The organism is Alteromonas sp. G5_S2_22_S1, from assembly GCF_054968525.1.
Window position 1 is genome coordinate 50,152 of the sequence record NZ_JBQKUJ010000009.1, and the last position, 26,050, is coordinate 76,201.

The following is a 26,050-nucleotide window of genomic DNA, read 5'->3' on the forward strand; positions in this document are numbered from 1 at the left end:
CGACAGAGGTTATCTGTACAGCTCCATGCACTTGACGTTCTAGCTAGTCCAAATTCCAAGGTGGAACGTCAACGCCGGTAATAACACCCGGCTTTGTCTTTTTAACTTTTTGGGGTTTGTTTTCTGATTCAGTCACTACCTTAGCCTCCTTGAGAAAGCATCTATAGGCACGCCTTGCCTCTAATAGTGACGGAAAACCTTTATAACGGTTTCCGCTGTAACCTTTGACTTGAGCTTCAGCTTCTTTCCACGTTTCGTACACTCCTGGCTCTCGACCCACAAAGACAGAATAGGCCGCTTTCTTACTGGTAACATTGAGATTGGAAACACATCTCGACACAATATTTATCCTCACTGTTTTTCAATGCTCCTTATCTGTTTACAGTTTTAAAAAAAGTGCCTAGTCTATTCTGAGATGTTTATCGAAAACGCTTCCAACTCAATCCAGTAATGCAGAAAATTACCCTCCCATATCTGATACATATCGGTTGCCTGTTCGATAGGAAAAACGCCGAAAAGGTTTTGAAATACGCCTGCTTGGAAATCAAAGTCGAGGTCTTTTGCTAACTCTGCATAAGGGCCACTCCCGACGTAAACGAAGTCTGTGATATAGCACAGGTGCCAAGTGTTATTTTGCCGTTCCAGTCTAATTTCGACAGGATGAAAACCTCCACTCTCAGCTGAGTAAGTCGGGTCACGAAAGTTAATAGTTACACTATTACCCGAAATGCCCTTTTCGTTCAGCATAACCGTTATTGCGTTAGTAAACTTGTGGGTAACAGGCAAAGCTAGCCCTTCGCTGTGAATGCGCATAATTTGGTTCCTTGATGTTAATTTGAAATAGGTCGGCTTTTTTGTCGAAGCGAGCCGCATAAAAAGCTAATTTAGTTGTATAGGCAGCGTTAAGTTGCTTGTTGAAATAAGGGTTGATTGTTCGTTATTTGATTTATTACTGCCGCATGATTGAAAGAGAAAGGGCGACACTGATTATCACCCTTTCAACGGCTCTACTTTTATTGACTTTTTGGCCCCGCCTTTTTAGGAACAACTGGTTTGAGTAGAGCACTATCAAGCTCACCTTTTTCAATCGCCTGTATAACGGTATCTATAATCTCGGGCAGCTTGGCTTTATCGCCAACATCTATCGCAGGTTTACCTTTTTGAAGTTCAATAGGTTTATTACCTACTTTTATTTCAAGATAGTAGTATTCGTCGCTATCGTAATACCACGGTCGAACAGTGGTGGGTCTGCGCTGAATGGTGATTTCACCTGTTTCAGGGTTCTTAACTTTCTTTTCCTTAAACGCCTCAAAACGTTTGTTATCGATAAGGCATTGCGCCATCTCTCTCTGTTGCTCTAGTCTCTCAATAAGCTTTAAACGCTTACCGATAACGGGAGGCTTAGGCTCAATTTTAGGGCGAGCGATGACCTTGAGCGAACTCAATACGGATGTAGACATAATGTTTACCTCTATGGGTTAGTGAGGGCGAATAAAGCCCGGTTGGGGTTTTGCTTGCTTACGTTGGTTTTCATCTGCCAATAAGTTGATGGCAAAATCTCGAATTGATGCGTTAGGGCTAAACTTAGTGCGGCGCGCTAAGATGGCAAAGTCACCTGGAGTTAGGTATTTCAGTTGAAGCAGCGTTGCACTTTCTGACTCGCTTAGCCTTTTAACTCTTGTTATTTGTTTATACAGCTCTAGCACTTGCACTGAAGTTAAGTACTGACAATCAAGCTTGAAGTCGAAACGACGTAACACCGCTTTATCTAGTTTGGTGACAAAGTTTGTAGCGGCAAATAAAGGTTGAGTGAAACACTCTATTTGCGTTAGAAACTCATTAACGAACTGAAGCTCATGTTGAGCACTTAGCCCTTCCCGAGCACTGAGCAAGCTGTCAACTTCATCAAGAAGGATAACCTGCTCCTCTGCGTGTGCGCGTTGGAAGAGTTCGGCAATTTTCTGTTCGCTTTCACCCACCCATTTACTTAATACGTCCGAGCATTTAACCCGCAAGAGCTTTCTATTGTTTAACTCAGCAAGATAATGCGCATAGGCGGTTTTACCTGTACCTGGCGGACCTGAAATTAACGTTCGACTAGGTAGGTTGTGTTTCAGCGCATAAGTAATATCATCAAGGTAGGCTCGTGGTTGTTTGATATTAAGGTAGCTTACTTTAAATGGGATTTCGCCTTTGTAGTTAAGCTTGTCTTGCCATTGCTCTGTCGCTCGGAGAGAGTACTCAACGACATCGTTTACCACTGCTTCTGCATCGCCGCTCTTTGCTTTAACTGTGTGCGCAATGTGAGTAGCATTTGCCACTATCGCAGGCGTGATATTCTCCACCTGACTGATTCGCTTTCGAACAGCAAGAGACAAACCCAAACCGCGATAGTAAGAGCGCGTAACGCTTTCTATCTCTTCGGGTTTCAATGACGGTACATGAACGGCGAGTTTGAACCTTCTGATAAAGCTGACTTCAAGACTCTGCACATAATTAGTTATCCAAATACAAGGGATGTCGTTTTGCTCGATGAAACGCTGCAGGTGCTCTTTACTGTACTGGCTATCAACATTTTCAAATAAGCCCTCACACTCGTCGACTAACAACATAGCGTTAGATTTATTAGTGAGTAATGAGTTAAGTAACGAAAGATAACGAAGCCTGTCCTTGTTAGGGAAACGGCTGTTAAATTCATCATCGGCATAGTTGCTTGCTAGCGCCGTAGAGCGGATTTCATAAAGCGTTCTGCCACAACGTTTCGCTAGTGCGCGAGATAATTCCGTTTTGCCAGTTCCAGAGTCACCGTACAGCAATACACTTGTACCCACGCTTCTGGCTTGCGTAGCAGCATTTAAGTATCGCGTTAAAAGCTCTGTATTGACATGCGGAAAATCCTTGAGCCCAAATGCAGCGTTAGGAGACGGGTGAAGCAGCGGCTCGACCAGCATCTCTCTAGAGGTTATTTTTTCAGTAAGTAACTTACGGATAAGCACCTTAGGCATTTCACCAATATCATATGATGAAAAATCCACATCCGGTAAGAAACCATATTGATTCAATCGCGCTGTAGCATGAGTAAACTGCTCGTCATTAACACCTGTAATGTCTTTAATAATTTCATTCAGAGACAAATGGCTAGCCTGTAAATGCACAGATGAAGCTAACGCCCTCAACCACTGATTTACTTGAGAAAGTAAAGCGAACTGAACAAGCGAATCGGTTTGTTTCGGTAAATCCATTAGGCTTCTAATGAAGCTACAGTTGTCTAGAAACGTTTTGGTAACCTTAGGTTGCCTATCACTTATAGTTAAGCATGCTTTATAGTTGACGCTTTCATTTCTGCCTTTGAAAAACGGTACGCTAGAAACACTGCTCCCGCGCAGATTAGACGCAAGACTTTTACTGAGTACATCGGTATCAACTGATGGCAAGTATCGAAGTAACCGCTTACCCCACTCACACGCAAGATAATGCAGCTCACCAGACTTTCTTAATACTTTATGAGACATATAAACCTCACAATTTATAGGAAAGTAAGAAGGCAGCTTGCTGCATGACCTTTTCACTACGTTTGTCATACATAATCGTGGTACTGATATCTGCATGCCCTGCCATCTGCCGAACGGTATTTAAATCGACATTCTGCTCGAGTAAACGTGTGATAAAAGTACGCCGGAGGTCGTGCGGTGACACCCCCTCAATGCCAATGGCGGACAATGATTTACGAATAAGTGAATAAACAGCACATGAAGACAAGTGAGTATCATGTTGAATATTCCCACCTCTCGCTACTCTATGAAACAAATAACCTTCTTGTTTACCACGTAGCACTAGCCATTCGTTTAAGGCGTGTCGCGCCCACTCCGGCAAGTGAACGGTACGGCTCTTGTTCCCCTTCCCTTTTCTCACGATAAGCGCCGAGCCTGCTGCATAGTCTTGAAGTAATAGCGCAACTAGCTCACTTCGCCGTAGCCCCGTTCCTAGAAGTATTGCCAATACAGCATAGTTGCGGATACCGAGTACGGACGTATTTTGTTTCAAATGTGCGAAAAGCGTTTGAACCTGCTTAACCGAAAGCGGCTTACCGCTATGCGCGCCGTGGGCGACTTTGCTGATAGCGCGGAGCTGAACTAATTGTATTTCAGGCGCAAGACCTGACATAACAGCCACGCTTACAATACTGCGTATTGCTGTCATTGCTCTGTTTATAGACCGTGCAGACCAGCCATTAGCGACAAGCAATGCTTTTATATGACTAGCCTGTTGAAAGTCTATTTGGTGATACATCATTTCGCGTTTATTTTCGGGCCAACTTAGCAAATCAGCGATACTATTGAGCTGTGAAGCAATAGAACGCTTACTATTGGGCGCAAGTCGACCTAAATACAGCGCATAGGGGCAAGCTGCATTCATAAAATGCTCCGATATTTAGTTTAAAAGTGTTGAAATAGAATGGGATTACTGTCAAAAGCTAAGTATATGATAGCGAGGGTTGGTGAGAGGTTATACGGCTGTTTTGTACCAGTATAGTGAAGCTAAGGTACGCAGGCACCTTAGCTTTAATGGTTTGTTGTTATTGCTTCAAGAAGGTTTCAACGAACTCCTTTTGGGTACATCGCCCCCTATTACTAACCCACTTACGAAAAGGGCTGCAAAAGTGCTTGAGGTACTTGATAGAAGGTCCATAATCCCAGCTGAATTCCCCGGAATGAATATCTATTCGATGACGAGCCATCAACCTTCTCAGCTTTCTCCGCTCATTATCACTTTGCTGAGCAGCAATAACTTGATGAGCACCTAAGTTCTTAATACAGTTTAGTAATCTGAAGTCTAACTGAGTCGATGTACATAACTTATCGAGGTCGTAGATAAACAAATTGTCGAGAGCTATATGCTTATCAACTAGTGAAATCAGCTCCTCCCAACAGGTTGCATTCTTCAGTTTTACTTTCTTCTCGATGCGGGTGCAAGGCTTGTTTAGACTGGGTGCACTCGGTCTGCCAGACCTCAAGAGTTTTTCGTTTCGGCTGTACGCTGTGACTCTAACTGTGGACCGCAAACTTCCGATACCTACTCCTGTTAGTGATCCATTTTCAACATAAAACGCACTTTTTTTGCTTCCGCGTAGCTCAACGCCAATTGACCCAAGCGGGCGAAAGAAATCAGTCGCTAGATGAAACATTGATATACTGAACAAGGGAGTAAAGCCTTGCCTCTTATTACATTTTCGGGTGAGATATTTAAACCAGAAACGAGCAACGTCATAGTGATATCTGGTTAGCGGAAAACCTTTCAACTGAATTAGAAGCTTTTCATCGATAGAGTATCTGTAACCAGTGCTTATAACTAAACAAGGTGTTTCAGTGTTTATCTTTCCATATTGAAATTCTTTGCACAGCGGCAGAATTACACTCTGCTGGTAACTTCTAGAGCGCTTCATGATGGCGTATGGTGAACAATGGTTCTTGAACGAAAGCTTTTCCACACATTTGAACAAAGATTGCTCAAATTGGGCCAAGTTTTCATTTGATAGCCCGGTCACTAAGATGTTTAGGGCGTCTATGTCTACATTGATTGTATTTCCGCGCATATTAAAGTTCCTCCTCTGATTCTTCCAGTTCTATGAGGCAATTCTCGAGGTCTTCAATTAGCGCTTGCACTAGCTCTTCGTCGTCAATTAGCGTAAATATTATTTTTGCAATTGCTTTTTCATCTTTGACCGTTAGCGCTTCTTTCAACCGAGAGAAGTCAACATCCTTAGTTGGCCCACTTTTGGGGGCATCAACAGTTTCGCTAATACATTGTTCAACAAATTTCTTTGTGACGCTTTCCGGTGAGGGCTTAGATTTTATTTTCAGATTTTCACAGACCTTACGCCATACTCGATACCTTACATCAACATGAAGTTTGCGCATTGCTAGTAGTGATGAATTGGAATACTTACCAACAGGTAGAGATAAGCTTAAAGCTATCTCACCTGCTTTTGCGTGTTCAAACAGCATTGAGTAACTTATACTCGGAAAGGTTTCAGTACAGAAACTCTTGAAGTTTGGGAAGCCAATAACACTATAAGCCTGATTGATGTAAAGGGTTGTAACACTTTCTGCAAAATCGCAGTGTGAATCATTTATAAGATCGATTAGGTCGTAAATTTTATCTTCATTTAATAAACTCATTATAATCTCCGTAACAAATTGACTGACTATCAGCGACACAAAATTGCCGCTCACGGAGGAATTAGAAAAAACGACAGCGATCTGCATAAAAAAATAAATAAAAAGCTAGAACAATTAGAAATAACAACAAATTAAATAAATATAAGTTTATTAATCATAACCTTACACCATTATTTAGAAGTAAATCCTGAGCTCAGGATTAGTAAGCACCCTTATAAATTTGAATTACACAACTACGCATTAATGATAATCGACTAAAAGTCACCTTGAACATCAATTCCATTATCAAAATGTACTCTATTAAGCACGCTGCACAGTCATATTAAGATTATTGTGGTCTATCACTCATAACGAAGCATTGGCTTGATTTACTTCTTTTAAGACAAAGTGATAAACGTATTTCTCAAAGTTATGTAACAAAGGATCTTAACTCTGATGTTCTGCCGTGCATGAACAGCCTTGCCTGGAATAGCAATTTTCTTTACTGGGGCACCACAGAAAGTCATATAAAGTATCAATTGGCCAAGTTAGATATATCTTTTCTCTTTAGCTCAAATAGCGATAAAAACCGATGGTGATAAGCCATAGAGTCGTAGGTCTCAGTAGAGGTACTAGCACAAGTTCACTAATTGCGGCCTAGTTAAAACATCGACATCGACTCACCCGTGGTTTATAATTTAGTGAGAATAATCAAATTTATAAACCCTTGGGAGATTGACTATGTTTTCAGAACGTTTGATGCGAGCTCGTAAAGCTGCAGGTATGTCTATGAACGCTCTGGGCATTGCAATTGGTGTATCTGCTAATGCTATTAAGAAGTACGAACATGGCGAAGCAATGCCGTCATCAGGGAAGCTTTATAAGCTCGCAAAGACTTTAGGAGTCCGCTCAGAATACTTTTTTCGACCAACAAAAGTGGCGTTGGGACATGTTGAGTACCGAAAACGTTCTAACACCCCACAGAAAACTCTCGACCGTATAAATGGCGATGTTCTAGATCAAGCCGAACTATGGACTGAATTGCTAGAACTTTTTCCAGATTCTGTCCGTCCGATAAGTAAATTTACTCTACCAAGTAATTTACCCGAGACAGTTGATTCTGAAGAAGCAATTGAATCTATTGCTGAACAAATGCGGAAAGAGTGGCAGTTAGGTCTTAACCCTATTCCTGATATGATCGACTGCCTTGAGTCTCGAGGTATTATGGTTATCTGTACCGATGTCAATGTAGGTAATAAGTTTGATGGATTAGCCGGCCAGATCAATGGGTCACCGGTTATTGTTGTATCAACAACACAACCTGGAGATCGACAGCGGTTTACACTAGCTCATGAGCTAGGTCACTTAGTGTTGCACGGTCGATTACCTGATACAATCGACGAAGAGAAAGCATGCAACCACTTTGCAGGTGCCTTTTTACTACCTTTGATAGCAATCAAACAACACCTTGGCACATATCGGCAGGCTCTTGAGCCGCGTGAGCTATTTATGCTTAAGCAAGAGTTTGGCATCAGTATGATGGGCATTTTGGTTCGTGCGGGTCAGGCAAACGTAATTTCATCATCTTTGCAAAAGCAATATTATATGAAATTCAATAAGCTCAAATGGCGTACACGAGAACCAGGCACGGCCTACCCTCAAGAAACAACATTTCTTTACAAACAGCTCGTCTATCGAGCGTTAGCGGAAGATTACATCACAGAATCAAAAGCTGCTGAATTTTTAAAAATGCCACTTTCAGCATTCCACAAAGAACGTAAGCTAGGAATGGCTGATGCAATTACTAATTAGTGACGCAAACATCCTAATTGATATGGAAGAAGGGGAACTGCTGCCACAAATGTTCCAACTTCCTTATAGCTTCTCCATCCCCGATATCTTGTTTTACGAAGAACTAGAGCAAGAACACAACCACTTAATTGAGCTGGGTTTGAGACTTGATGAACTTGAGGGTGAGTTAGTAAGTTATAGCTTAGCGCTTGTTGAGCAATATCGAAAACCTAGCCGCAATGATTGTTTTGCGCTTGCGTTGGCAAAACATCATCAGTGCCCACTTCTTACTGGAGACAAAGATTTACGAGCCGCAGCAGAAAATGAAGCTGTTGTTGTCATGGGCACAGTGTGGCTTTTAAAACAACTTGTAATACTACAGCTTATAACAGGAGACGAAGCGAGGAACTCATTAACTCTAATGAAAAATGCTGGCCGCAGGCTGCCATGGCGGAGAGCTGAAGAGTATATTTTAGAAGCAGAACAGCAAATATTGAACGAAGATACACTTGAGCCATGAGTATCAGGAACTATACCGTTGCTTTAAATACAACCACGCCTTCTGTACCCAGCCTCCCAAGCCTTGAAGCGCTGTGTAAGTAGCTCTTTGGTTTTTAAACCTCGTGCGAGCGCACGTTTGCTTTTTGCCCTTTCTTCTTTATTTTCGAACGTTACTCCGGATAGCTCCTGCTCAAACATACTAGGTACGACATGACTGTAGTGTTGCTCTATCATCGCAATGCTAGTACCGCATTGTCGAGCAAGTACATCAACCCTTAAAGTTCGGCTAAGTAATTGCCAAGTTATGTAAGTATGGCGCAGCGAATAGAGTGTTCTAAGTCCATCTGGGCTAGTCTTCAGTTCTGCTTCTTCTAATGCTGATACAAAGGTTCTACCTAGTTCGTTGGTACTCGATCCGTCAGCTAATACAAATATTTTGTCGGACGGTCGGCGATTAGGAAAACGATCCATTAAATTCATTAGAGGAAAGACAAACTCATCTTTGCACACGACAGTTCTCGTGCCAGTATGTTTCGTGGTCTTGCCTTTTCGTACTTTAATTTTAAAAATGACTTGGTGCTCTTGTCTCGTCATTGATATGTCAGCCCAAGTCAGTTCTTCCATTTCAGTGCCGGGTCGAATACCTGTATTGACGACTACGTCAGCATAATCTAGTAAGAGTTCCCTTATTTGCCTGGTCTTTTCCTTACGGCTGTTGTCTCTCATACTTTCGAGAGTTTCTACGACCTTCTCATATTCAACTTCGCTGAAAGCAGCACGTCTAGCCCCCTGCTCTCCTTTGTTACTTAATACTGGCACCTGAACTGGCAACATCCATTGGTTTTCAACCGCAGCTTTAAACACCATTTGTAGCGCAGCGTTATGATTTAGCAGAGTGGATTTGTTAAGAACCTTACCAGCCTTTTGTATTCGCCAAATGTCGAATTCTTTGAGCTTGTCTTGGTCAATAGAAGTGATATACGTGCGGTCAAAAAATGGAATATGATATTTTTTCAAAGCCCCTATGTAGTCTTTGTAGCTAACTTTTCCACCGCCGTGCGCAAGCTCATGTTCCATAGCTAGAATACTCTTCGCAGCTACATCGCGAAAACGCTTGCTTGTTGTGAGAGTTCCTGTTTCCGCTTTTATTTTCCACTCCATACGTAGCAATCTAGCCGCTGCTACAGCTTCTTCTTTATCAACTTGTTTAGTTGACTTGCAGTGCCATTTCCCGAAAAGCTGAAAACGGGCGTACCATTTTTTGCTGTTATCTTGCAGGAAAACGTAGAGCGTGTCGTCGATGTCGTGTCTTGCTAACTGCTTAGCCATAAATACTCATTTGCAAAGAAAAAATAATGCGCTTACTCCGAGTATATATGGCTTAGTGACAATAGCTACCTGTTTTATATGGATATTTTTAGGTTATGTTAATACACATTAACGTGACCTATTAGTCTGAATCTAGAAACCTGGTGGCGGTTCAAGTCCGCCCACTGGTACCATCTCTTTTCTTACCAATGAAAGAGATAACAATAAGCCGACGCAAGTCGGTTTTTGTGTCTGAAATTCGTTGAACGCTTTATTAACGCATAACCTTCGAATCTTCAGCGTTCGCTGCGACCGACTAAGCCATAGTTTCACTGTGAAAGTAAATAGGACAGTCACTTTCCCTAGCTATATTTGATAATGGCAGCTGATTTTATAAATCCCCCACACAGCCGAAGTTCTTAGCCTTTTAATATGAACAAAGATCTAATTGAGAAATGGGCTAACAATTAAAATGAAGAGCAGTCGCTATATTGAAGCTGAGGATATTATACTGTCACAATACCAGTGAAAGGCGTTCCAAGCGTCTTTCACTGGCTCCTTGTTTTAAATGAAAGAAACTTTGCTCGTTTATGGGACTGATTTGAAACTTAGAACAACTTCTAATATTAAAACTCAAAATGAAAGTTAACTAATTCATAAAGTTGCGCTTGTAAACTATAAAAATGGAAGCACAGCAATACCAATTGCAAGCCATACATACGCGATTATCGAAAGCGTCAGCAATACCCAATCGCCAAGGCTTTTACTGCCTGAGGTCGATTTCTCTTTTTTGGAGTAATGCCAAAAGATGAATGCGCCGGTTAATGTAAGAAAGGCCACATTCAAGAAAAAAGCGTAATCAATGTTGAAGAACTCCCGATCGGTCATCGACTGAAACCCGGAGGCATCTGGTAAGTGCCCCAAGAGATCGAGTCCGTAGTGCATGACGAGCGAGACTCCTACAAGGGCACATAGAAATACAATCAGTATATAGATAGCCATTTTCCAGCCATAGTACTGCGCCTGAATCCGCAACACTGGAAATACCACCAAATCACTAAAAATAAACGCCATTACTCCGGCGAAACTGACCCCCTGCCCGAATAACACCGCCGCTAGCGGAATGTTGCCCATTGAACCAATAAACGTAAAAAAAGCCGCGACTGGGCCTACGATTGTCTGTGCGAGAATTTGTAAAAAGGAATTCGACTCCTGTCCGGCCCCTATGAAGAGAGATTGAAAAAATTCAGTGGGAACGAATACCGCGATGATACCGGCAACCGTAAATCCAATGGTTACATCTTTCCATACCATCTTCCATTCCATTGTGTAACGGCTGGCAACTTGGTGCCATCCTGCTTTACTCATTATTTTATCTTTCCAGCCTTTTTCCTTACTATTTGCCTGGCTGTCGCCTCCCTCTGCTTTTTTCGCGTGTGATTGCGCTTTTTCCTCAAGCTCTTTTTTACACGTCAGTTTGACCAAAAGCCACACGGCCAGGATAAGCAGAATACCACCGACATATTCTCCTACAACGAACTGCCACCCAAGAAAAATAGAAATGATTATGCCTAATTCCACCACCAGGTTGGTGGACGCCAACATGAAAGCAAGCGAAGGAACTAAGCCTGCACCTTTTACAAATAGGGCACGCGTCGTCGATAACGCAGCGAAGGAACATGAACTGGAAATAAAACCAAAGAAAGTGCCCAATGCCACACTTTTAGGGCCGGCTTTTCCCATGGACTTTTGCATGCGCTCTTTGGTCACAAAAACTTGGATCATTGAGCTTATTAGGTAACCAAGCGCGAAAGCCCAAAAAGCCATCCAAAACAGACCCAAGGTAGTGTGAGCCGCCTCTTGCCATTGCGTTAAAAACTCACTCATTGTTCTCTCCTTTAAGACAATGTTAATCAATCGCCGATTCAATTAATGGCTTTATGGATTGCTGCGTATTTGTATCTCAACCATCGGTGCATGGAACATTACATTCTGTGCTGTATCATGATGCCTGAGCCTGAAGCACTTGGTTGATACGTGCCGAAACAAGTCAGTGCTAAGAGAATGAATTATTTAAGGTGATGCGGGTATTACTTCTCATCAATACTGATGTCTCTTGCTTTAGTGTAAGCTTCCCAACCTTCTTTTGCTGCATAAGGTACAATGAGCAATGCCGCCACAGGATCAGCCCACCACCAACCAAACCAATTTACCAATAGCAAACCGGCAAGGACAACGATCGTTTGGTATAAGCAGATAAAGGTATCTTTAGCATCGGCGAGTAACGCCGGGCTATCCAGCTTGCGGCCATATTTTCTTTTGAAATGAATCAAAATCGGGTTGATAAGCAAGGAAGTAACTAAAATGATTAACCCCATAGTGCTCCAGCTTGACGTTTGCTGACTAAGAAGTTTTGTAACGGAATCATAAGATATAAATATGCAGACCAAAGTAAATGATATGGCAATCACGTAGAGAGTGATTTTCTTCCGTCTATTTACTTGTTTTTTATCAATTCCCTTAAGTTCGCCGTGTAGACGCCAGCCTAGCGTGGTAGCGCTTAACACCTCTATTGTACTGTCCAATGCCCACCCTATGAGCGCTGAACTATTAGCAATTATTCCTGCGATTAAAGCTACTATGACTTCAATTGCATCATAGATGACATTTAATATTTGAAGCGTTCTGGCCTTTTTTAAATCACTTTTTCTTGTTGGTTCCATGTTTTACCTTTTATATATTCCATCCAATAAAATCTTCATATTTTTTCGCACTCGTTCTATACTTGTTTCTTTAGAAGTCAAGTAAGCTAATTACGCCATTTCCAAAACTTGCCTGAGTACAGATAAGCACTGCGTACATGGGGTCCATTGTGACCAGGTTTTATAAAAGGGGCCTACCACATTTTCCAGACAACATTTACTAAAAAGGAAAAGAAATGACATTTGCTTGCGGGCTTGCAGACAAATGTTTAATTCTATTCATCACGCGCTTTATCTGAACGTAAGTATTTCCACAACGCAGCCACTGCCCCGATTAGGACCATCACTACCAGTAGCCAGATCAAACCCATACCTATCATCATTTCAACCCCCATCGTCTCTCCCATACAATTCATCATGATTTATGTACTCCCTAATTGAACCACCCGCATTTATGTAAACCGGCAAAGCCATAATGACGTCAAATTGAACCATCATAGGCCTTAGAGTGCAGTACCCTTAGACTAGAGGTAGGCGGGCACTCTTGGCTCCAATTTTTCCATAGGTTTTTGCGTTCGCTTTTTGTTGACAAAGACTTGGCTCATTGAGCTTATTAGGTAGCCAAGCACGAAAACCTAAAAAGCCATATAAACAGTGCCAAGGTAGTATGAGCAGTCTCTTGCCATTGCGTTAAAAACTCACTCATTGTTCCCACGTTTTTGGCGATGTTAATCCATCCCTGATTCAATTAATGGCTTTATGGATTGTTGCGTATTTGTACTTTAACTATTGGTGCGGGGATCATTTGGCAAGGCCTGACTTTCCTAGACACTTTCTATGTCCTTAAAATACTGCCTGTCATATTCTGTTGGTGACGTGCTTCCGTTGGCAGGATGAGGTGTTCCGGAAGACTATTACATTTGATGATTTTTACTATTACAACCTGATAAGTAAGCGGAAGAGATTTCTTGACATTGTTCGTAGGAATGAGGCCTGACTTTGCAAAGAATTTGCAAAGCTTCTCAATGTAAACATATACCCATGATTTCAATAAAGTAATGTATGCGCATTTATTTCAAAATCCGTTGCTAGCGATAGCGTGGCGGTTCAAGTCCGCCCACTGGTACCATCTCTTCTTTTTGAAGTAGATACTGAAACCGGCTCTACCCCATAAACGGGGGATCAGCATTCATCTCACTCTGTTGATAACACCATCCCATCCACAATGGGTCATCACTCTTATTCGATAAACCGACCTTTGAGTCGGTTTTTCTTTTTTGATTTCACTAGTTTCAATGAATGATAATTTATCAAACTCATCTCATAACTGAACCCAAGTTTTAAGTCCCTTTATCTTTTTCGTTTGCATGCTCCTTTTGGCTCAGATATCTACCTTCTAGGACAAATGCTAATTTTAAGAGCGGTATTATTAGCGCATTGAATAAATGTAGTTGGAGTATTAGTGTACACCACTTCTACAAAGTCACACATGCATAACTTCATGTCTAAAAAAGCCAAGTTGGGAGTAAAGCCGTTTTTTTATCATTAAAGGCTGAACTTAAAAAGAGTAACATTCTGAGGTTGCTCTAAGCTGTCCAGATATCTTACGGGTAGCTTCATTACTAGCCTTTTTCACGGCTTGTACATATATACTTTTTGCATTAACTGGGGTTTCCTTGCTGTTGCCCACCAAGCTAATAACAGTGCTTACCGAACCATCTAAACTAAAAATAGGTGCACTTACAACATTAATGTCTGGCAAGAAATCTTCTTTAAAACAACACAAGTTGCTTTTTTTTATTTCTTCTAGCAATTCGTAGAACATCGCTTTTTTTATAGGCTTACCCATGTAGCGTGGCATAGGTGCAGGGGAATCGTAGTAGTGTTCAACTAGCGTCTTACATCGCAGTTTAGGTAGGTGGGATAAGAAAATACGCCCAGCGGCAGAGGTAAATGGCGACAACTCTGAGCCCAAACGAATATTCACCGCCAAAAAGTGACTAGAGTCTAACCACTTTATCACTAACGGTACATCACCATTCCAAATGGTTACAGTAATGGTTTTATCTAATTCTTGGTGTAGCTTGTCTGCATATTCAAAGGCCACTTGAACGGGGTTTGAATGTTTTAGTGCCGACATCCCCAAGCGAATACTGCTGTTTGAAAGCATGTATTTGGCATTGTCTAATTGCGACACATAGCCAAGCTTGGTCAAGCTAACCAAGTATTTATGAAGCCGACTGGGGCTCATTTTTGCCAGCTCAGATAACTTGGTTAGCGAGATAGGGCCGCTGTGCTCAGAGATTAACTCTAATACCTCAAGCCCTAGTTCAAGAGAGCCAATGCCTTTTCGGGTTGCAATTGCTTTGTCGTCATCCATTGTGTTGCTGCCTCTTCATCCAAGTGGGCGTCATGCTACCCCAGCTTTTCACCGTATTACAGCGCAATTAAACCGCAAGGCTTGTTTCAATAAATGCGCGATTTTCCTCAAGGGCTTGCGAGTCACCGTTAAATTGCACTTTCCCTTTCACAATAAGAATGTGCTGGTCGCACAGCGTCTGCAATACCTTAATGTTTTTATCCACAATAATGGTCGACACACCGGTTTCTTTAATTTTGCGAATAACATCCCAAATCTCTTTGCGAATAAGCGGTGCTAAGCCTTCCGTGGCTTCATCAAGTATCAGCAAATCTGGGTTGGTCAAAAGGGCCCTACCTATAGCTAGCATTTGCTGCTCACCGCCAGAGAGTTGAGTGCCTTTATTGGTCAAGCGCTCTTTTAAACGAGGGAATACCTCAAGCACCTTGGCATAAGTCCAGTGCGCTTCACCTCGCGAATTTTTGCGCGCAGCCATTTGCAAGTGCTCTTTCACTGTTAAGTTGTGAAACATGCCCCGCCCTTCTGGCACATAAGCAATGTCGTTGCGCATGCGTTTCCACGTGGGTAGTAAATCAATTTCTTTGCCCTTGTACAACACAGTGCCACTACGCGGCTTTACAAGACCTAAGATAGATTTCAACGCTGTGGACTTACCCATTCCGTTGCGGCCCATAATACTTACTGTCTGCCCTTTTTTAATGGCAAAAGATACCCCGTGCAGAATATGGCTTTCCCCGTATAAGGTATGAATGCCTTTTACCTCTAGAATGTTGTCTGTCACGTTAAAATACCTCGTCATCGTTGCCTAGATAGGCTTCTTGAACTAAAGGGTTTGCTCGAATGTTATCGACCACATCGGTAATCAAATGCTGCCCGTCCACCATCACAGTCATTAGGTCAGATAGCTCAAAAACGGCATCCATGTCGTGCTCTACCAGCACAATGCAATAGCGCTTTTTCAGCGACTTAAGCAGGTCAATAATGATCAGCGACTCTTCATGGCCCATGCCCGCCATTGGCTCATCGAGCAATAGCACTTGGGGGTCGGTCGCCAATACCATGGCTATTTCAAGCTGGCGCTGCTCACCATAACTAATGGCGCTGGCTTTGGTATTGGCTTGTTTCAATAGCCCTACCTGTTCAAGGGCATCTTCGGCAATCGCAGTTACATGCTTACTTGAATGCTTCGACTTAAACATATTGAAGCTGCTACCCACCCGTTGCTGTGCGGCAATGCAGCAGTTTTCCAAGCATGTGGCATCTTTGAAAATATTGGTTTTCTGAAAGCTTCGCCCTATGCCTTTGCGGCAGAACTGATGACTTTTAAGCCCCGTAATATTTTCACCGCGATACAAAATTACACCCTTAGTTGCCGGATACGTACCACACAATATATTCAGCATGGTACTTTTGCCCGCGCCATTAGGGCCCACAATGCTATGCAGTGACTTGTCGTAAAACTTAATATTAAATTCGTTGAGCGCCTTTAACCCGCCCCAGTGCTTTGAAAGGTTTTCAGCTTGTAAAATACATTCACTCATTTGCGCTTCCCTCCAACCAACTGTTCAATTAGTCCAGCAATACCACTTTTAAGTAGCAATACCATTAAGATGATGAGCGAGCCCATCCAGAACATCCAATACTGTGTCATGTGTTCAATGCTGTAGTGCAAGCTCTCGTAAACGAATACACCTAGAATTGCCCCAAAAATAGTGCCTAGACCACCTAAAATAGCCATTACTAATGCAGAGGCTGAGACTTCCCAACTCATCATGGTTGGATTTACAAAACCGTATTGAAGCGAGAACAAGTAGCCTGCATAAGCTGCTAGTGATGAAGACAATACATACGACACTAAACGGAAGTGAAAGATGTTGTAGCCAAGTGCAGTGGCACGCTCAGGGTTTTCTTTTATTGCGTCAATCACACGCCCAAACCGAGAATGCAAACTAACTTTACAAAACACGTAGCAGTTAAATAGCGATAGCAAGCACAGGTAATAGAAGTGCTTCTCGTTATCTAAATCTAAGAAATTCAAACCAAAAATGCTGGTTTCGGGTTTTAGATATATAAATAACCCGTCTAAGCCGCCGTATTCCGTTGAGTCGGCAAAGAAATAGAATGTCATTTGCGCCAATGCCAGCGTGATCATGATCATATAAATACCGCTGGTTCTGAGCACAATCAAACCAACAATAAGTGCGATAACACCGCTAGCGGCCATGACATAAAAGGTATACAACCAAAAGTTAACCACTTCGTATTCGGGGATCATAATGGCAAATAAGTATCCGCCTAATCCGTAGAACATGGCGTGACCAAGGGTGATAAGGCCAGTTCTTCCCACCAAGTAGTCCAAAGACATAACAAAAATAGACAAAATCAGCATGGTGGAGATTTTGTTTACGTAAAACGTGTTCTCATTGAAAAATAAGGGAATACCCAATGCAATAAAGAAAAACGCAAAAATAAATACTTTTTCAGCTTTGCTAGAAAATACAGACATCGTACAACCTTAACTTTTGAAAAGCCCTTGTGGTTTAAAAATAAGGATAAGTGCCATTAGCAAGTAAATTGTCATGCTCGACATGCCGGGCAACAGCACAGATGCGAACGTATCAACAATGCCTACTAGCAAGGCCGCCACAAAAGCCCCTTTTATTGAGCCCATTCCCCCAATAACCACCACAACAAAACATGAAATGAGTACGCGTTCGCCCATACCAGGTACTAAACTCACCACAGGCGCAGAAACAATACCGGCCAAGGCAGATAAGGTAACGCCAACGGCGAAAACGACGGTAAATAATGTGCCGATATTCACGCCCAAGTTCTCAACCATTTCACGGTTAGACTCACCGGCGCGGATCATCATGCCAAGCTTGGTATTGTTGATGACGTAATACATGCCTACGGCAATACCCACACACAATACCGACAGGAACAAGCGATAAACCGGATATTCAACAATATCGGTAATTTGAATAGACGATGACAGCAGCTCAGGTACATCAACCCCTAGAGGGTCGTTACCCCAAATGAAGCTTTGTGCGGCGTTAAAAATAAAGATTAAACCAACCGTTAGCAGCACCTGATCAAGGTGGTCGCGCTTGTATAAATGCACTATAAGAAAGCGCTCAATAATTACGCCTATGACCATAGCAATACTGCAAGCAATGACCACAGCTAACCAAAAGCTGTCTGTCATGGCGGCAAAGTAATACACCAAATAGGCGCCAATCATATACATAGAGCCATGAGCAAGGTTCAAGATACCCATAACGCCAAAAACTAATGTGAGACCTGATGCAACCAAAAACAGTAACAGCCCATACTGAATACCGTTTAGTAATTGCACGAGGAAAAGCGACATTTCCATTTTTATACCTCTATGGGGAAGCCCATGGGCTTCCCTACTTGCAATAACTTATAAACGACAACCACGTGCTGGGTCATTCAGGTTCGCTGCAGCGGTTTTAACCACCATGTTTTCTCCGTTCTCAACCTTTCTTAAATAGATGTTTTGAATTGGATTGTGCGCCTTAGAGAAATGGAAGCTGCCGCGCGGGCTATCAATTTCAACACCTTCCATTGCCTTTATCAGAGCTTTTTTGTCAGCGGTATTACCCTTGGTTGCTTCCACGGCTTGAATAATCAATTGACCGGCGTCATACCCTTGAACGGCATATAAGTCAGCAGGCTTGTTGTACAATGACAAATACTCGGCTCTGAACGCTTTGTTCTTAGGGTTATCCAAGGTATCGGCGTAGTGTAGTGTGGTGAATAGGCCGTCAGCGGCTTCACCTTGCGCTTCAATGGTGCCTTCTGTTAAGAAACCAGAACCAATAAGTGGAATTTTGCCTTTAAGCCCCATGGCGTCGTAGTCTTTAACAAACTTAACCGAGCCACCACCGGCAAAGAACACAAATACAGCATCTGGCTTTATTGAGGCAATTTCAGTTAGGTAAGACTGAAACTCTGTTTTTGGAAACGGTACGAAAATTTCCTTAACCACTTCGCCACCAGCAGCTTCAAATGATTCTGAAAACGCGGCAAGCGACTCTTTTCCAAACCCGTAGTTCCAACTTAGTGTCACCACCTTTTTATAGCCCATTTCAATGGCTTGATTACCCATTGGGTAAGCAGTTTGCCAAGACGAAAAAGATGTGCGGAACACATTCGGCTGACAGAATGCACCTGTTGCAGCGTTAGCACCTGCATTGGGAATGATCATGATAGAGTCTTTGTTTCTAACCGATTTGATCATGCCCATTGCTACCCCTGAGTGAACTGGGCCAATAATGAAATCGGCATCGTCTTTATCGGTCATTGCAGAGGTTAACTCTGGAGCGCGTGCTGGCTTTGCTTCAGTGTCGCTAATGATGAATTCAACAGGACGACCAGCAATGGTATTACCCTTTTCTTTTAAGGCTTGTTTTAGGCCGTTAGTAGCAGCCTCACCCAACCCGGCATAAACACCACTATATGGCAGCATTACGCCAATTTTTATGGGAGATTCGTCGGCATGTGCAGACATGCCTGACAACATACTTGTCGCCATCACACTACTGGCCAAGACGACTTTTCTGAACGTTTTATTTTTAAATATCATGGTAAGTTACTCGTTTTGTGGTAGGTGAATGTTAAAAAGCGTATTTCGCCATTGCTTGAATGCGGCTCATGTCACCGTCAAAACCGTCAGCGGTTTCACGCTTTGCGTAGGTATATTCCAAGCCAACCGATAGCGGCTTAGTAATGTTGTAGATGTAGTTAATGCGCGTGCTGTACACGTCATGTGTGCGCGAGCCCACCATGCCTTCAACGGTATCTACATCTAACGAGGAGAAAATAAGGTTGGTGCGACCGCGCTCGCTCCACAAGTGGCGGTAAGCTACAGTAACCGCGGTAGCATCGATGGCATCGAAGTTACCTTCATCGTCAAGGAAGGCACCATTGGCCGCATTTACGCCAACATAACGACCTAAGCCCGAACCACTTGCTACTTGAATGCGAATGTCATCGCCATTGCTTAAGTTAATGCGTGATGAAAGTGATAGCGCAATACCCGTGTCTGAGTAATCTTCGCCTTCGGTCTCATAAGCAAGCTGACGCAAAATACCGCCCACTTTCACATGACCCCAGCTGGCTTTCATCGTATAAGTACCAATGAGATCAGGTACAGAGTTATCATCAGTAGCAATTTGCGCGGTTGTGGTAGTGCCAACGGTTGTCTCGGGGTTTTCCAGCGCCACTTCAAAACCGTTATTTGAATAGCGAATTTGCGGCTGGCGGGTAAAAGCCACACCGTCTGTTGTACCAATAAAGTCTACTGACTCAACCAAAGCGCCCAAATCCATGATGGTTGACCAAGTTTGACCAATAAGCCAGTTGTTGTATTTCAAGTAAGCATGTCGCATACGAGGCGTATAGGAGTTGCTCACTCGCTCGTTACCACCAGATGTCAATAGAAAGTCAAATTCAAACACACCGGTAATGACGTCTTCACCGCCTACTGGCGTATTGGTAGTAAATCTGAAACGAGACTGTTTGGCGTGTGCATCAAATCGGCCGCCTAGCCCATCGTCGGTAGCGCCTGTTTGTACCAAAGACGGTACGTAAATATCACGACCAGGGCCGACACCTTCACCGTTTGAGTAGTCGCTATACATTGCGTCAACTTTGATATAACCAGAGAAATTCACCTCGGTGTCAGCTAGGTTGGCTGCTTCTGCGCCAGTAGCAAGCGCTAAACCAACCGACAGTGACGAGGCAAGTAGGGGCTTGATGAGTGTTTTTTGTTTTAAAGTATTCATTCAGTTCTCCGTTGTAAATGTGCCAAGCATGTGTGTGATAAACAGAAACAACTGACGTGAAGGCAACCCACCTTTGTAAATTTTGTGTTATGCAATTGTTTCTAAGCAAGGAACTTACTGTGAAGATAAATCACAAACCAATACCAAATGAGTGACTCGCAATACTTAACGGGTATGGCTTTGCGGTATATAGGTTGAACAACAATGCATTGAAAAACATATAAACCATTGTTATTAATTGATAATTACAAGCAGATTTGGAAGAGCATTGATAGCTCTTGTAGACAAAAATTACCCGTCACAACTTGTTTATTATTTATAAATTAATTCACCAATAATTAAAAATGAGCAAACATAAAGAAAAAAACAAGTAAAAAACCCGCCATTTGGCGGGTCAAAATTGCTTGGGAGCGGTGTTGCTTTTGTTGCTGGTGTTACTTTTTAAGATAGCGCTGAACAACAATGATAGTGCCGCCAATGACTAGCCCCCAAAACGCGGAGGAAAGCCCTAATAACGACAAATCCGATGCGGTAATAAGAAAGGTACACAACGCCGCTTCTCGGTCTGCAGGTTGGCTTAATGCTGTAGAAAGTGACCCTTCCAGCGCCCCCAAAAGTGCAATACCGGCCACCATTGCAATAAACGCAGCAGGAAACGCTTGAATCACACTCACTAGCGCGGCGCTAAATAGCCCAAACACAATGTACCACAGCATGGCGACAGCAGGGCCAAAATAGCGTTTTTTAGGGTCGGGGTTGGCATCTGGGCCGGTGCAAATGGCAGCGGTTATTGCAGATAAATTCACCCCATGACACGCCGTTGGAGCAAACAGAATACTCATAAGCCCACTACCTGCAACAATCTGATTTGACGGTGGTGAATACTTGTCTTGCCTTAGTATGGCGATACCAGTAATAAATTGGCCACTCACAGCAACTAGCATGAGCGGTATTGAAATACTAAATAATGCAGTGAGTGAGAAACTAGGCATGTACCAATGCGGTGTTGATATTTGCCAGTCAACTTGTTGAAATGACAAATCATAGTTTAAGGCCAGTACCCCTACCCCAAAAGCAACGGTAAGCATGATGGCGTAACGCGGCAGCAAGTGACGCAATAAGATATAGCCTGCGAACATCACCAGCCCCAGTAAAGGCGCTTGTGTCATCTTAGAAAAGAGATCGAGAGAAAAGTTAACCAATATTCCTGCCAACAGTGCCGCAGCTAAGGCCAAAGGCAATCGATTCACTAGCCGCTCAAATGCCCCTGTTACTCCTAATAACAACAAAATGCCACCAGACATAATGTACGCGCCTATCACATCGCTCCACGGCATACCCGGCACTAAGGTGACGAGCAAGGCAGAACCCGGTGCATTCCATGCAAAAAGCAAGGGCATGCGATAGCGCAAGCTAAACCAACCACATAGTAAACCGCTAGCAATAGACATCCCCCAAATCCAAGAAGTCAGTACCTCACTGCTCAAATTCGCCGATTCGGCAACTTGAAACAAGATAACCAGTGGACCTGCATAGCCCATTGTCGAAGCAAGGATCCCCGCTACTGCGGCAGACAACGACCAGTCTTTTAACGGTGGAAAAGAAATGAAAGTAGGCTGATTTTGCATAAGTCACTCCATTGGTTGCCGTGCTACCCGCAAGAAATTACCTGCGAATAGCACAGCTTGGGAACGCGGTATTCTATTTTTGTTACTTAACCACAATCTCCACCAGCAACAGGCAAAATAGTTCCTGTAATATAGCTGGCTTCATCTGAAGCTAAATACAAAATGGCAGATGCTTGTTCATCTAGCGTGCCGTAACGAGACATAAAACTGGTATCAATGGTCTGATCGACAATTTGCTGATACCAAATTTTTTCCTGCTCACTTTGTGTAGACTCGTTGCGCGGAATAATGCGCTGAGGCGCATCGGTTCCACCTGGTGCCGTGGCATTCACACGAATATTGTGCTGCGCGTATTCAAAGGCAAGTGACACTGTCAGTGCATTCACGCCCCCTTTTGCCGCGGCATAAGGCGCGCGGTTTACACCACGAGTAGCAACCGAAGATACGTTCACTATGGCGCCTTTTCCGTTGTCTAACATGGCAGGTAGTACAGCGCGACAACACCACAACGTGGGGAACAACGAGCGACGAACTTCTTTTTCAATTTCGTCAGCTTGATAATGCTCGTAGGGTTTGGCCCAAATGGTCCCCCCCACATTATTGATAAGCTTATCGATTCGCCCAAAATGCGCCGATGCCGTATTCATAGCATTAAGCGCACCTTCGTAGGTTTCTAAATCAGCCTCTACAGCAATAGCATCCACACCGTTTTCATTGAGTGACTGGGCAATCTGTTGAACATGCGCTGAGCGGTCCACCAATACCAACTTTGCTCCCTCAGTAGCAGCTCGTTGTGCAACGCGAAGGCCAATGCCTTGCGCTGCGCCGGTAACTACAATGACCTGCCCGTCGAAGCGCAAGCTCATGCGGCTTCCTCTTTAGGCTGGCTGGGGTTAAATTTTTCGTAGTGGAACGAATATGGGTTTGTGCCCGCATCTTTGAAGTATTGACGCACGGCATCAACCATTGGCGGAGGCCCACATAAATATGCATCGGCGTCAGCCAGTGCAAATGGAACACTTTCCATATGATCAGTAACAAAACCCAACTTCTCATGTGCGCTATCTGGGTTAACGACGACTGTAGCGTAGCTAAAGTTGTCCAATGCATCGGCATATTCTTGTAAGGCTTCAAGCTTCACCAAGTCATCCACATTGGTCACACCGTAGAGTAAATACACAGGTTGACTGGTTGGGTTCTGCACAAGCGACGCCAGCATAGAAAGAATAGGTGCAAGCCCTGTTCCGCCTGCTAGCATAAGTACTGGGCGCTCTACTGCGCGTAAGTAAAAACTACCGAGTGGACCGGTTACCGGAAGCACGTCTCCAGCACTTGCGTTTTTGCTTAAGTAAGTACTCATCAAGCCATTAGGCACATTGCGAATAAGGAAGCTTGCATCTTTGCTTCCCGGGCAAGAGCTAAATGAATACGCACGGGTCTCATCAGAGTTTGGCAGCCCCAAGTTAATGTACTGACCAGGCAAGAAATCAAGTGGCTCAGACAAAGCGACATTTAATTCAATGGTGGTGTCCGACAACGCATTTACACTGGTAATGGTGCTTGTAATGCTTTGCGGGCCTGATGCGCACAGCGATGAGGCCGCAGGAATAGAAACCACCACATCTGATTGAGGCAGCATCTGACAGGTAAGAATTAACCCATCTTCAGCTTCATCATCGGTTAACGCTTCATCGATGTATTCATCACCTAAGTCGTAACTACCTTGCTTGCAGCTACCTTTACAGGTTCCACAAACACCATCAGAGCAGTCCATTGGCAGTTTCACTTGATGGCGATAGGCAGCGTCGAGCACGGTCTCGCCATCATTACATTCGATAACGCGCGTTACGCCGTCTTCGAAATTAAGAGCTACTTTGAAAGACATAATAATTCTCCGTCTTTACAGGTGATATACATCAATAACTTGGTTGATATAATCGTTGTTCAACACCACTTTCTTGCGTGTAATTACAGGCGTTTCACCACTGATATCCAATGAGCAAAACACAGTTCCGAAGAAATGTGATGTCTCGCGATAGCGATGGCTAAGGGTGTTGAAGTTGTAGCGGATTTCCGCTGTTGTCTCGTCTTGGCTCAGTACTTCTAAATTACTGCACTGATGCGTGGTTCTCGGCTCTGGCATACTCGCACCCGAACGCTCAGTCTTGATGCGGTAAACCCTGTCTTCCAAGCCATTGCGATTGGGGTAATAAATGAGTGAGATTTCTTTTTGAGGATCGTTAGTTAACTGATCATCATCATCCCATGCTGGCATCCAGTATTCACATTTTGGGTGATAGCACGTCAGCCACTCATCCCATTGACGGTCGTCAAGTAAACGCGCTTCGCGAAATACAAACGCCTGAATTTCCTGATAAGTCATCACTGCCACCTCTTAATCTTTTTGCACAACAGGAATATGACTGGCTCTTTCTAGCTCAATCGCATTTAGCATTTCTTCAACCCAATGCTTGTGGTGATGAACGTATAGGCCTTCATCTTCTGGTTTGATACCTGACGCAACTGTGTCCATACCAACACCTTTAGCATAATCATCTGGGCCTTCCATCCAGTGCGCTGCACCTCGGCTCATATCGTTCCAACGCATATCACGCGCTTCGTAGCCTTGCTGACAACCTCTGAATTCTTCTAGGTCATCCGGTGTTCCCATACCAGATACGTTAAAGAAATCTTCGTACTGACGAAGGCGCTTTTGACGATTTTCAGCAGACTCGCTCTTAGGCGCAAAGCAGTAAATAGACACTTCAGTTTTATTCACAGAAATAGGGCGAAGTACGCGAATTTGTGTTGAGAATTGGTCCATCACGTAAACGTTAGGGTACAAACACAAGTTACGCGTTTGGTTTACAATGGTGTCAGCGCGCGCTTCACCCACTTCCTGCTGAAGGCGTTCTAGTTGGCTGTAAATAGGACGTGCAGCTGGGTTTGTTAAACGTGTCCACAACATCATGTGACCGTTTTCAAATGAATAGAAACCACCCTCACCCGACCAGCTTTTCGCATCAACCGCTTCTGTACCGCCTTCTTCGTAATTGCGGTGGCTCATCGTTGATAAGTAGTTCCAGTGAACAGTTCCAACGTGGTAGCCATCGGCACCGTTTTCTGCAGTTAGCTTCCAGTTACCTTCGTAGGTGTAGGTTGAAGTACCACGAATAACTTCGATACCTTCTGGATCTTGATCCACAATGTTGTCGATAACCTTGGTGGTTTCACCTAAATATTGCTCTATCGGTAATACATCGGCATTCAAACTCCCGAACAAAAAGCCGCGATACGATTCAAAACGAGCAATATGCTTAAGGTCATGAGAGCCATCTGTGTTGAACGACTCAGGGTAACCACCTTTTTTCTGATCACGCGCTTTTAAAAGTTTGCCCGAGTTGTTAAATGTCCAACCGTGGAAGGGGCAAGTAAAAGACGTTTTGTTACCGCGTTTACGACGACATAGTGTGGCACCGCGGTGCGAGCACGTATTTAAAATGGCATTTAGGTCGCCGTCTTTGTTACGCGTAATAACCACCGGCTGTCGGCCAATAGTGGTAGTGTAATAATCACCGATTTCGGGAATTTGGCTTTCATGTGCCAAAAATACCCAGTTACCTTCAAAAATGTGCTTAATTTCTAAATCGAATAAATCTTGATCGGTAAAGATCCCACGGTCACAGCGGTAATGACCCGTCTCGTCGTCGGCCTCAACGGCACCACGGATCTTCTGTTCTAGTTGATTCAATGTTGCTGACATAATTTA

Annotated in this window: 24 protein-coding genes; 2 read left to right on the forward strand and 22 right to left on the reverse strand. The window is 43.5% G+C overall.

All coding sequences use genetic code 11. From position 1 onward, the window contains the following. Nucleotides 1–43: 43 nt before the first annotated feature. The 7 genes from ACTRWF_RS11200 to ACTRWF_RS11230 all read right to left on the reverse strand — a co-directional run bounded on the left by ACTRWF_RS11200 (nucleotide 44) and on the right by ACTRWF_RS11230 (nucleotide 6,179). Nucleotides 44–340, reverse strand: coding sequence for an RNase H1/viroplasmin domain-containing protein (locus tag ACTRWF_RS11200; RefSeq protein WP_080986439.1), 297 nt, complete (start codon nucleotides 338–340; stop codon nucleotides 44–46). 65 nt (nucleotides 341–405) lie between these two features. Then, on the reverse strand, nucleotides 406–813 hold the full coding sequence (locus ACTRWF_RS11205; RefSeq protein WP_462835560.1) for a DUF2787 family protein: 408 nt from the start codon (nucleotides 811–813) through the stop codon (nucleotides 406–408). Between the two features lie 200 nt (nucleotides 814–1,013). Next, nucleotides 1,014–1,460: a DUF6641 family protein gene (locus ACTRWF_RS11210; protein ID WP_150141031.1), complete on the reverse strand. Its 447-nt coding sequence runs from the start codon at nucleotides 1,458–1,460 to the stop codon at nucleotides 1,014–1,016. A gap of 18 nt (nucleotides 1,461–1,478) precedes the next feature. Beyond that, complete coding sequence (locus ACTRWF_RS11215; protein WP_462835561.1) at nucleotides 1,479–3,512, reverse strand: AAA family ATPase; 2,034 nt, start codon at nucleotides 3,510–3,512, stop codon at nucleotides 1,479–1,481. A 7-nt stretch (nucleotides 3,513–3,519) separates the two neighbouring features. Continuing rightward, complete coding sequence (locus ACTRWF_RS11220) at nucleotides 3,520–4,416, reverse strand: tyrosine-type recombinase/integrase (protein WP_462835562.1); 897 nt, start codon at nucleotides 4,414–4,416, stop codon at nucleotides 3,520–3,522. Between the two features lie 160 nt (nucleotides 4,417–4,576). After that, nucleotides 4,577–5,593 (reverse strand): hypothetical protein, encoded by a 1,017-nt coding sequence (locus ACTRWF_RS11225; RefSeq protein WP_049588296.1) that lies wholly within the window; start codon nucleotides 5,591–5,593, stop codon nucleotides 4,577–4,579. A gap of 1 nt (nucleotide 5,594) precedes the next feature. Then, nucleotides 5,595–6,179 carry a hypothetical protein gene (locus tag ACTRWF_RS11230; RefSeq protein WP_015067949.1) on the reverse strand — a complete coding sequence of 195 codons (585 nt, stop codon included), beginning with the start codon at nucleotides 6,177–6,179 and terminating at the stop codon, nucleotides 5,595–5,597. A 720-nt stretch (nucleotides 6,180–6,899) separates the two neighbouring features. Between ACTRWF_RS11230 and ACTRWF_RS11235 the strand changes: the two genes are divergently transcribed. Continuing rightward, nucleotides 6,900–7,970: a helix-turn-helix domain-containing protein gene (locus ACTRWF_RS11235; RefSeq protein ID WP_150140716.1), complete on the forward strand. Its 1,071-nt coding sequence runs from the start codon at nucleotides 6,900–6,902 to the stop codon at nucleotides 7,968–7,970. Next, the gene (locus ACTRWF_RS11240; protein WP_150140718.1) at nucleotides 7,954–8,469 is read left to right on the forward strand and encodes a PIN domain-containing protein; all 516 of its coding nucleotides are present in this window, start codon (nucleotides 7,954–7,956) and stop codon (nucleotides 8,467–8,469) included. The genes ACTRWF_RS11235 and ACTRWF_RS11240 overlap by 17 nt, the downstream gene beginning before the upstream one ends. 23 nt (nucleotides 8,470–8,492) lie before the next feature. On the opposite strand, the gene ACTRWF_RS11245 is transcribed toward ACTRWF_RS11240, so the two are convergent. The 15 genes from ACTRWF_RS11245 to ACTRWF_RS11315 all read right to left on the reverse strand — a co-directional run bounded on the left by ACTRWF_RS11245 (nucleotide 8,493) and on the right by ACTRWF_RS11315 (nucleotide 26,044). After that, a complete protein-coding gene (locus ACTRWF_RS11245; protein ID WP_150140720.1) occupies nucleotides 8,493–9,779 on the reverse strand; it encodes a site-specific integrase in 1,287 nt (428 codons plus the stop codon). Between the two features lie 654 nt (nucleotides 9,780–10,433). Next, nucleotides 10,434–11,645: a permease gene (locus ACTRWF_RS11250; protein WP_061095220.1), complete on the reverse strand. Its 1,212-nt coding sequence runs from the start codon at nucleotides 11,643–11,645 to the stop codon at nucleotides 10,434–10,436. A gap of 203 nt (nucleotides 11,646–11,848) precedes the next feature. Beyond that, on the reverse strand, nucleotides 11,849–12,481 hold the full coding sequence (locus ACTRWF_RS11255; RefSeq protein WP_150140722.1) for a cation diffusion facilitator family transporter: 633 nt from the start codon (nucleotides 12,479–12,481) through the stop codon (nucleotides 11,849–11,851). A 1,537-nt stretch (nucleotides 12,482–14,018) separates the two neighbouring features. Beyond that, nucleotides 14,019–14,840, reverse strand: coding sequence for an IclR family transcriptional regulator (locus ACTRWF_RS11260; protein ID WP_069944862.1), 822 nt, complete (start codon nucleotides 14,838–14,840; stop codon nucleotides 14,019–14,021). Between the two features lie 67 nt (nucleotides 14,841–14,907). Next, nucleotides 14,908–15,621, reverse strand: a complete 714-nt coding sequence (locus ACTRWF_RS11265) for an ABC transporter ATP-binding protein (RefSeq protein WP_069944863.1) — start codon at nucleotides 15,619–15,621, stop codon at nucleotides 14,908–14,910. A gap of 1 nt (nucleotide 15,622) precedes the next feature. After that, on the reverse strand, nucleotides 15,623–16,381 hold the full coding sequence (locus tag ACTRWF_RS11270; RefSeq protein ID WP_069944864.1) for an ABC transporter ATP-binding protein: 759 nt from the start codon (nucleotides 16,379–16,381) through the stop codon (nucleotides 15,623–15,625). Further along, a complete protein-coding gene (locus ACTRWF_RS11275) occupies nucleotides 16,378–17,346 on the reverse strand; it encodes a branched-chain amino acid ABC transporter permease (RefSeq protein ID WP_069944865.1) in 969 nt (322 codons plus the stop codon). The genes ACTRWF_RS11270 and ACTRWF_RS11275 overlap by 4 nt, the downstream gene beginning before the upstream one ends. A gap of 9 nt (nucleotides 17,347–17,355) precedes the next feature. Further along, a complete protein-coding gene (locus ACTRWF_RS11280) occupies nucleotides 17,356–18,219 on the reverse strand; it encodes a branched-chain amino acid ABC transporter permease (protein ID WP_069944866.1) in 864 nt (287 codons plus the stop codon). 48 nt (nucleotides 18,220–18,267) lie between these two features. Beyond that, nucleotides 18,268–19,452 (reverse strand): ABC transporter substrate-binding protein, encoded by a 1,185-nt coding sequence (locus tag ACTRWF_RS11285; RefSeq protein ID WP_462835563.1) that lies wholly within the window; start codon nucleotides 19,450–19,452, stop codon nucleotides 18,268–18,270. A 31-nt stretch (nucleotides 19,453–19,483) separates the two neighbouring features. Beyond that, nucleotides 19,484–20,653, reverse strand: coding sequence for a DcaP family trimeric outer membrane transporter (locus ACTRWF_RS11290; protein WP_462835564.1), 1,170 nt, complete (start codon nucleotides 20,651–20,653; stop codon nucleotides 19,484–19,486). Between the two features lie 434 nt (nucleotides 20,654–21,087). Next, entirely contained in the window at nucleotides 21,088–22,281 is a 1,194-nt protein-coding gene (locus tag ACTRWF_RS11295; RefSeq protein WP_371342391.1) for a benzoate/H(+) symporter BenE family transporter, read from the reverse strand. Between the two features lie 86 nt (nucleotides 22,282–22,367). Continuing rightward, the gene (locus ACTRWF_RS11300) at nucleotides 22,368–23,147 is read right to left on the reverse strand and encodes a 1,6-dihydroxycyclohexa-2,4-diene-1-carboxylate dehydrogenase (RefSeq protein WP_462835565.1); all 780 of its coding nucleotides are present in this window, start codon (nucleotides 23,145–23,147) and stop codon (nucleotides 22,368–22,370) included. Further along, nucleotides 23,144–24,166, reverse strand: coding sequence for a benzoate 1,2-dioxygenase electron transfer component BenC (gene benC, locus ACTRWF_RS11305; RefSeq protein WP_462835566.1), 1,023 nt, complete (start codon nucleotides 24,164–24,166; stop codon nucleotides 23,144–23,146). The genes ACTRWF_RS11300 and benC overlap by 4 nt, the downstream gene beginning before the upstream one ends. Nucleotides 24,167–24,181: 15 nt before the next feature. Further along, complete coding sequence (gene benB, locus ACTRWF_RS11310; protein ID WP_202943168.1) at nucleotides 24,182–24,664, reverse strand: benzoate 1,2-dioxygenase small subunit; 483 nt, start codon at nucleotides 24,662–24,664, stop codon at nucleotides 24,182–24,184. Between the two features lie 12 nt (nucleotides 24,665–24,676). Beyond that, a complete protein-coding gene (locus ACTRWF_RS11315) occupies nucleotides 24,677–26,044 on the reverse strand; it encodes an SRPBCC family protein (RefSeq protein WP_462835567.1) in 1,368 nt (455 codons plus the stop codon). Nucleotides 26,045–26,050: the final 6 nt, after the last annotated feature.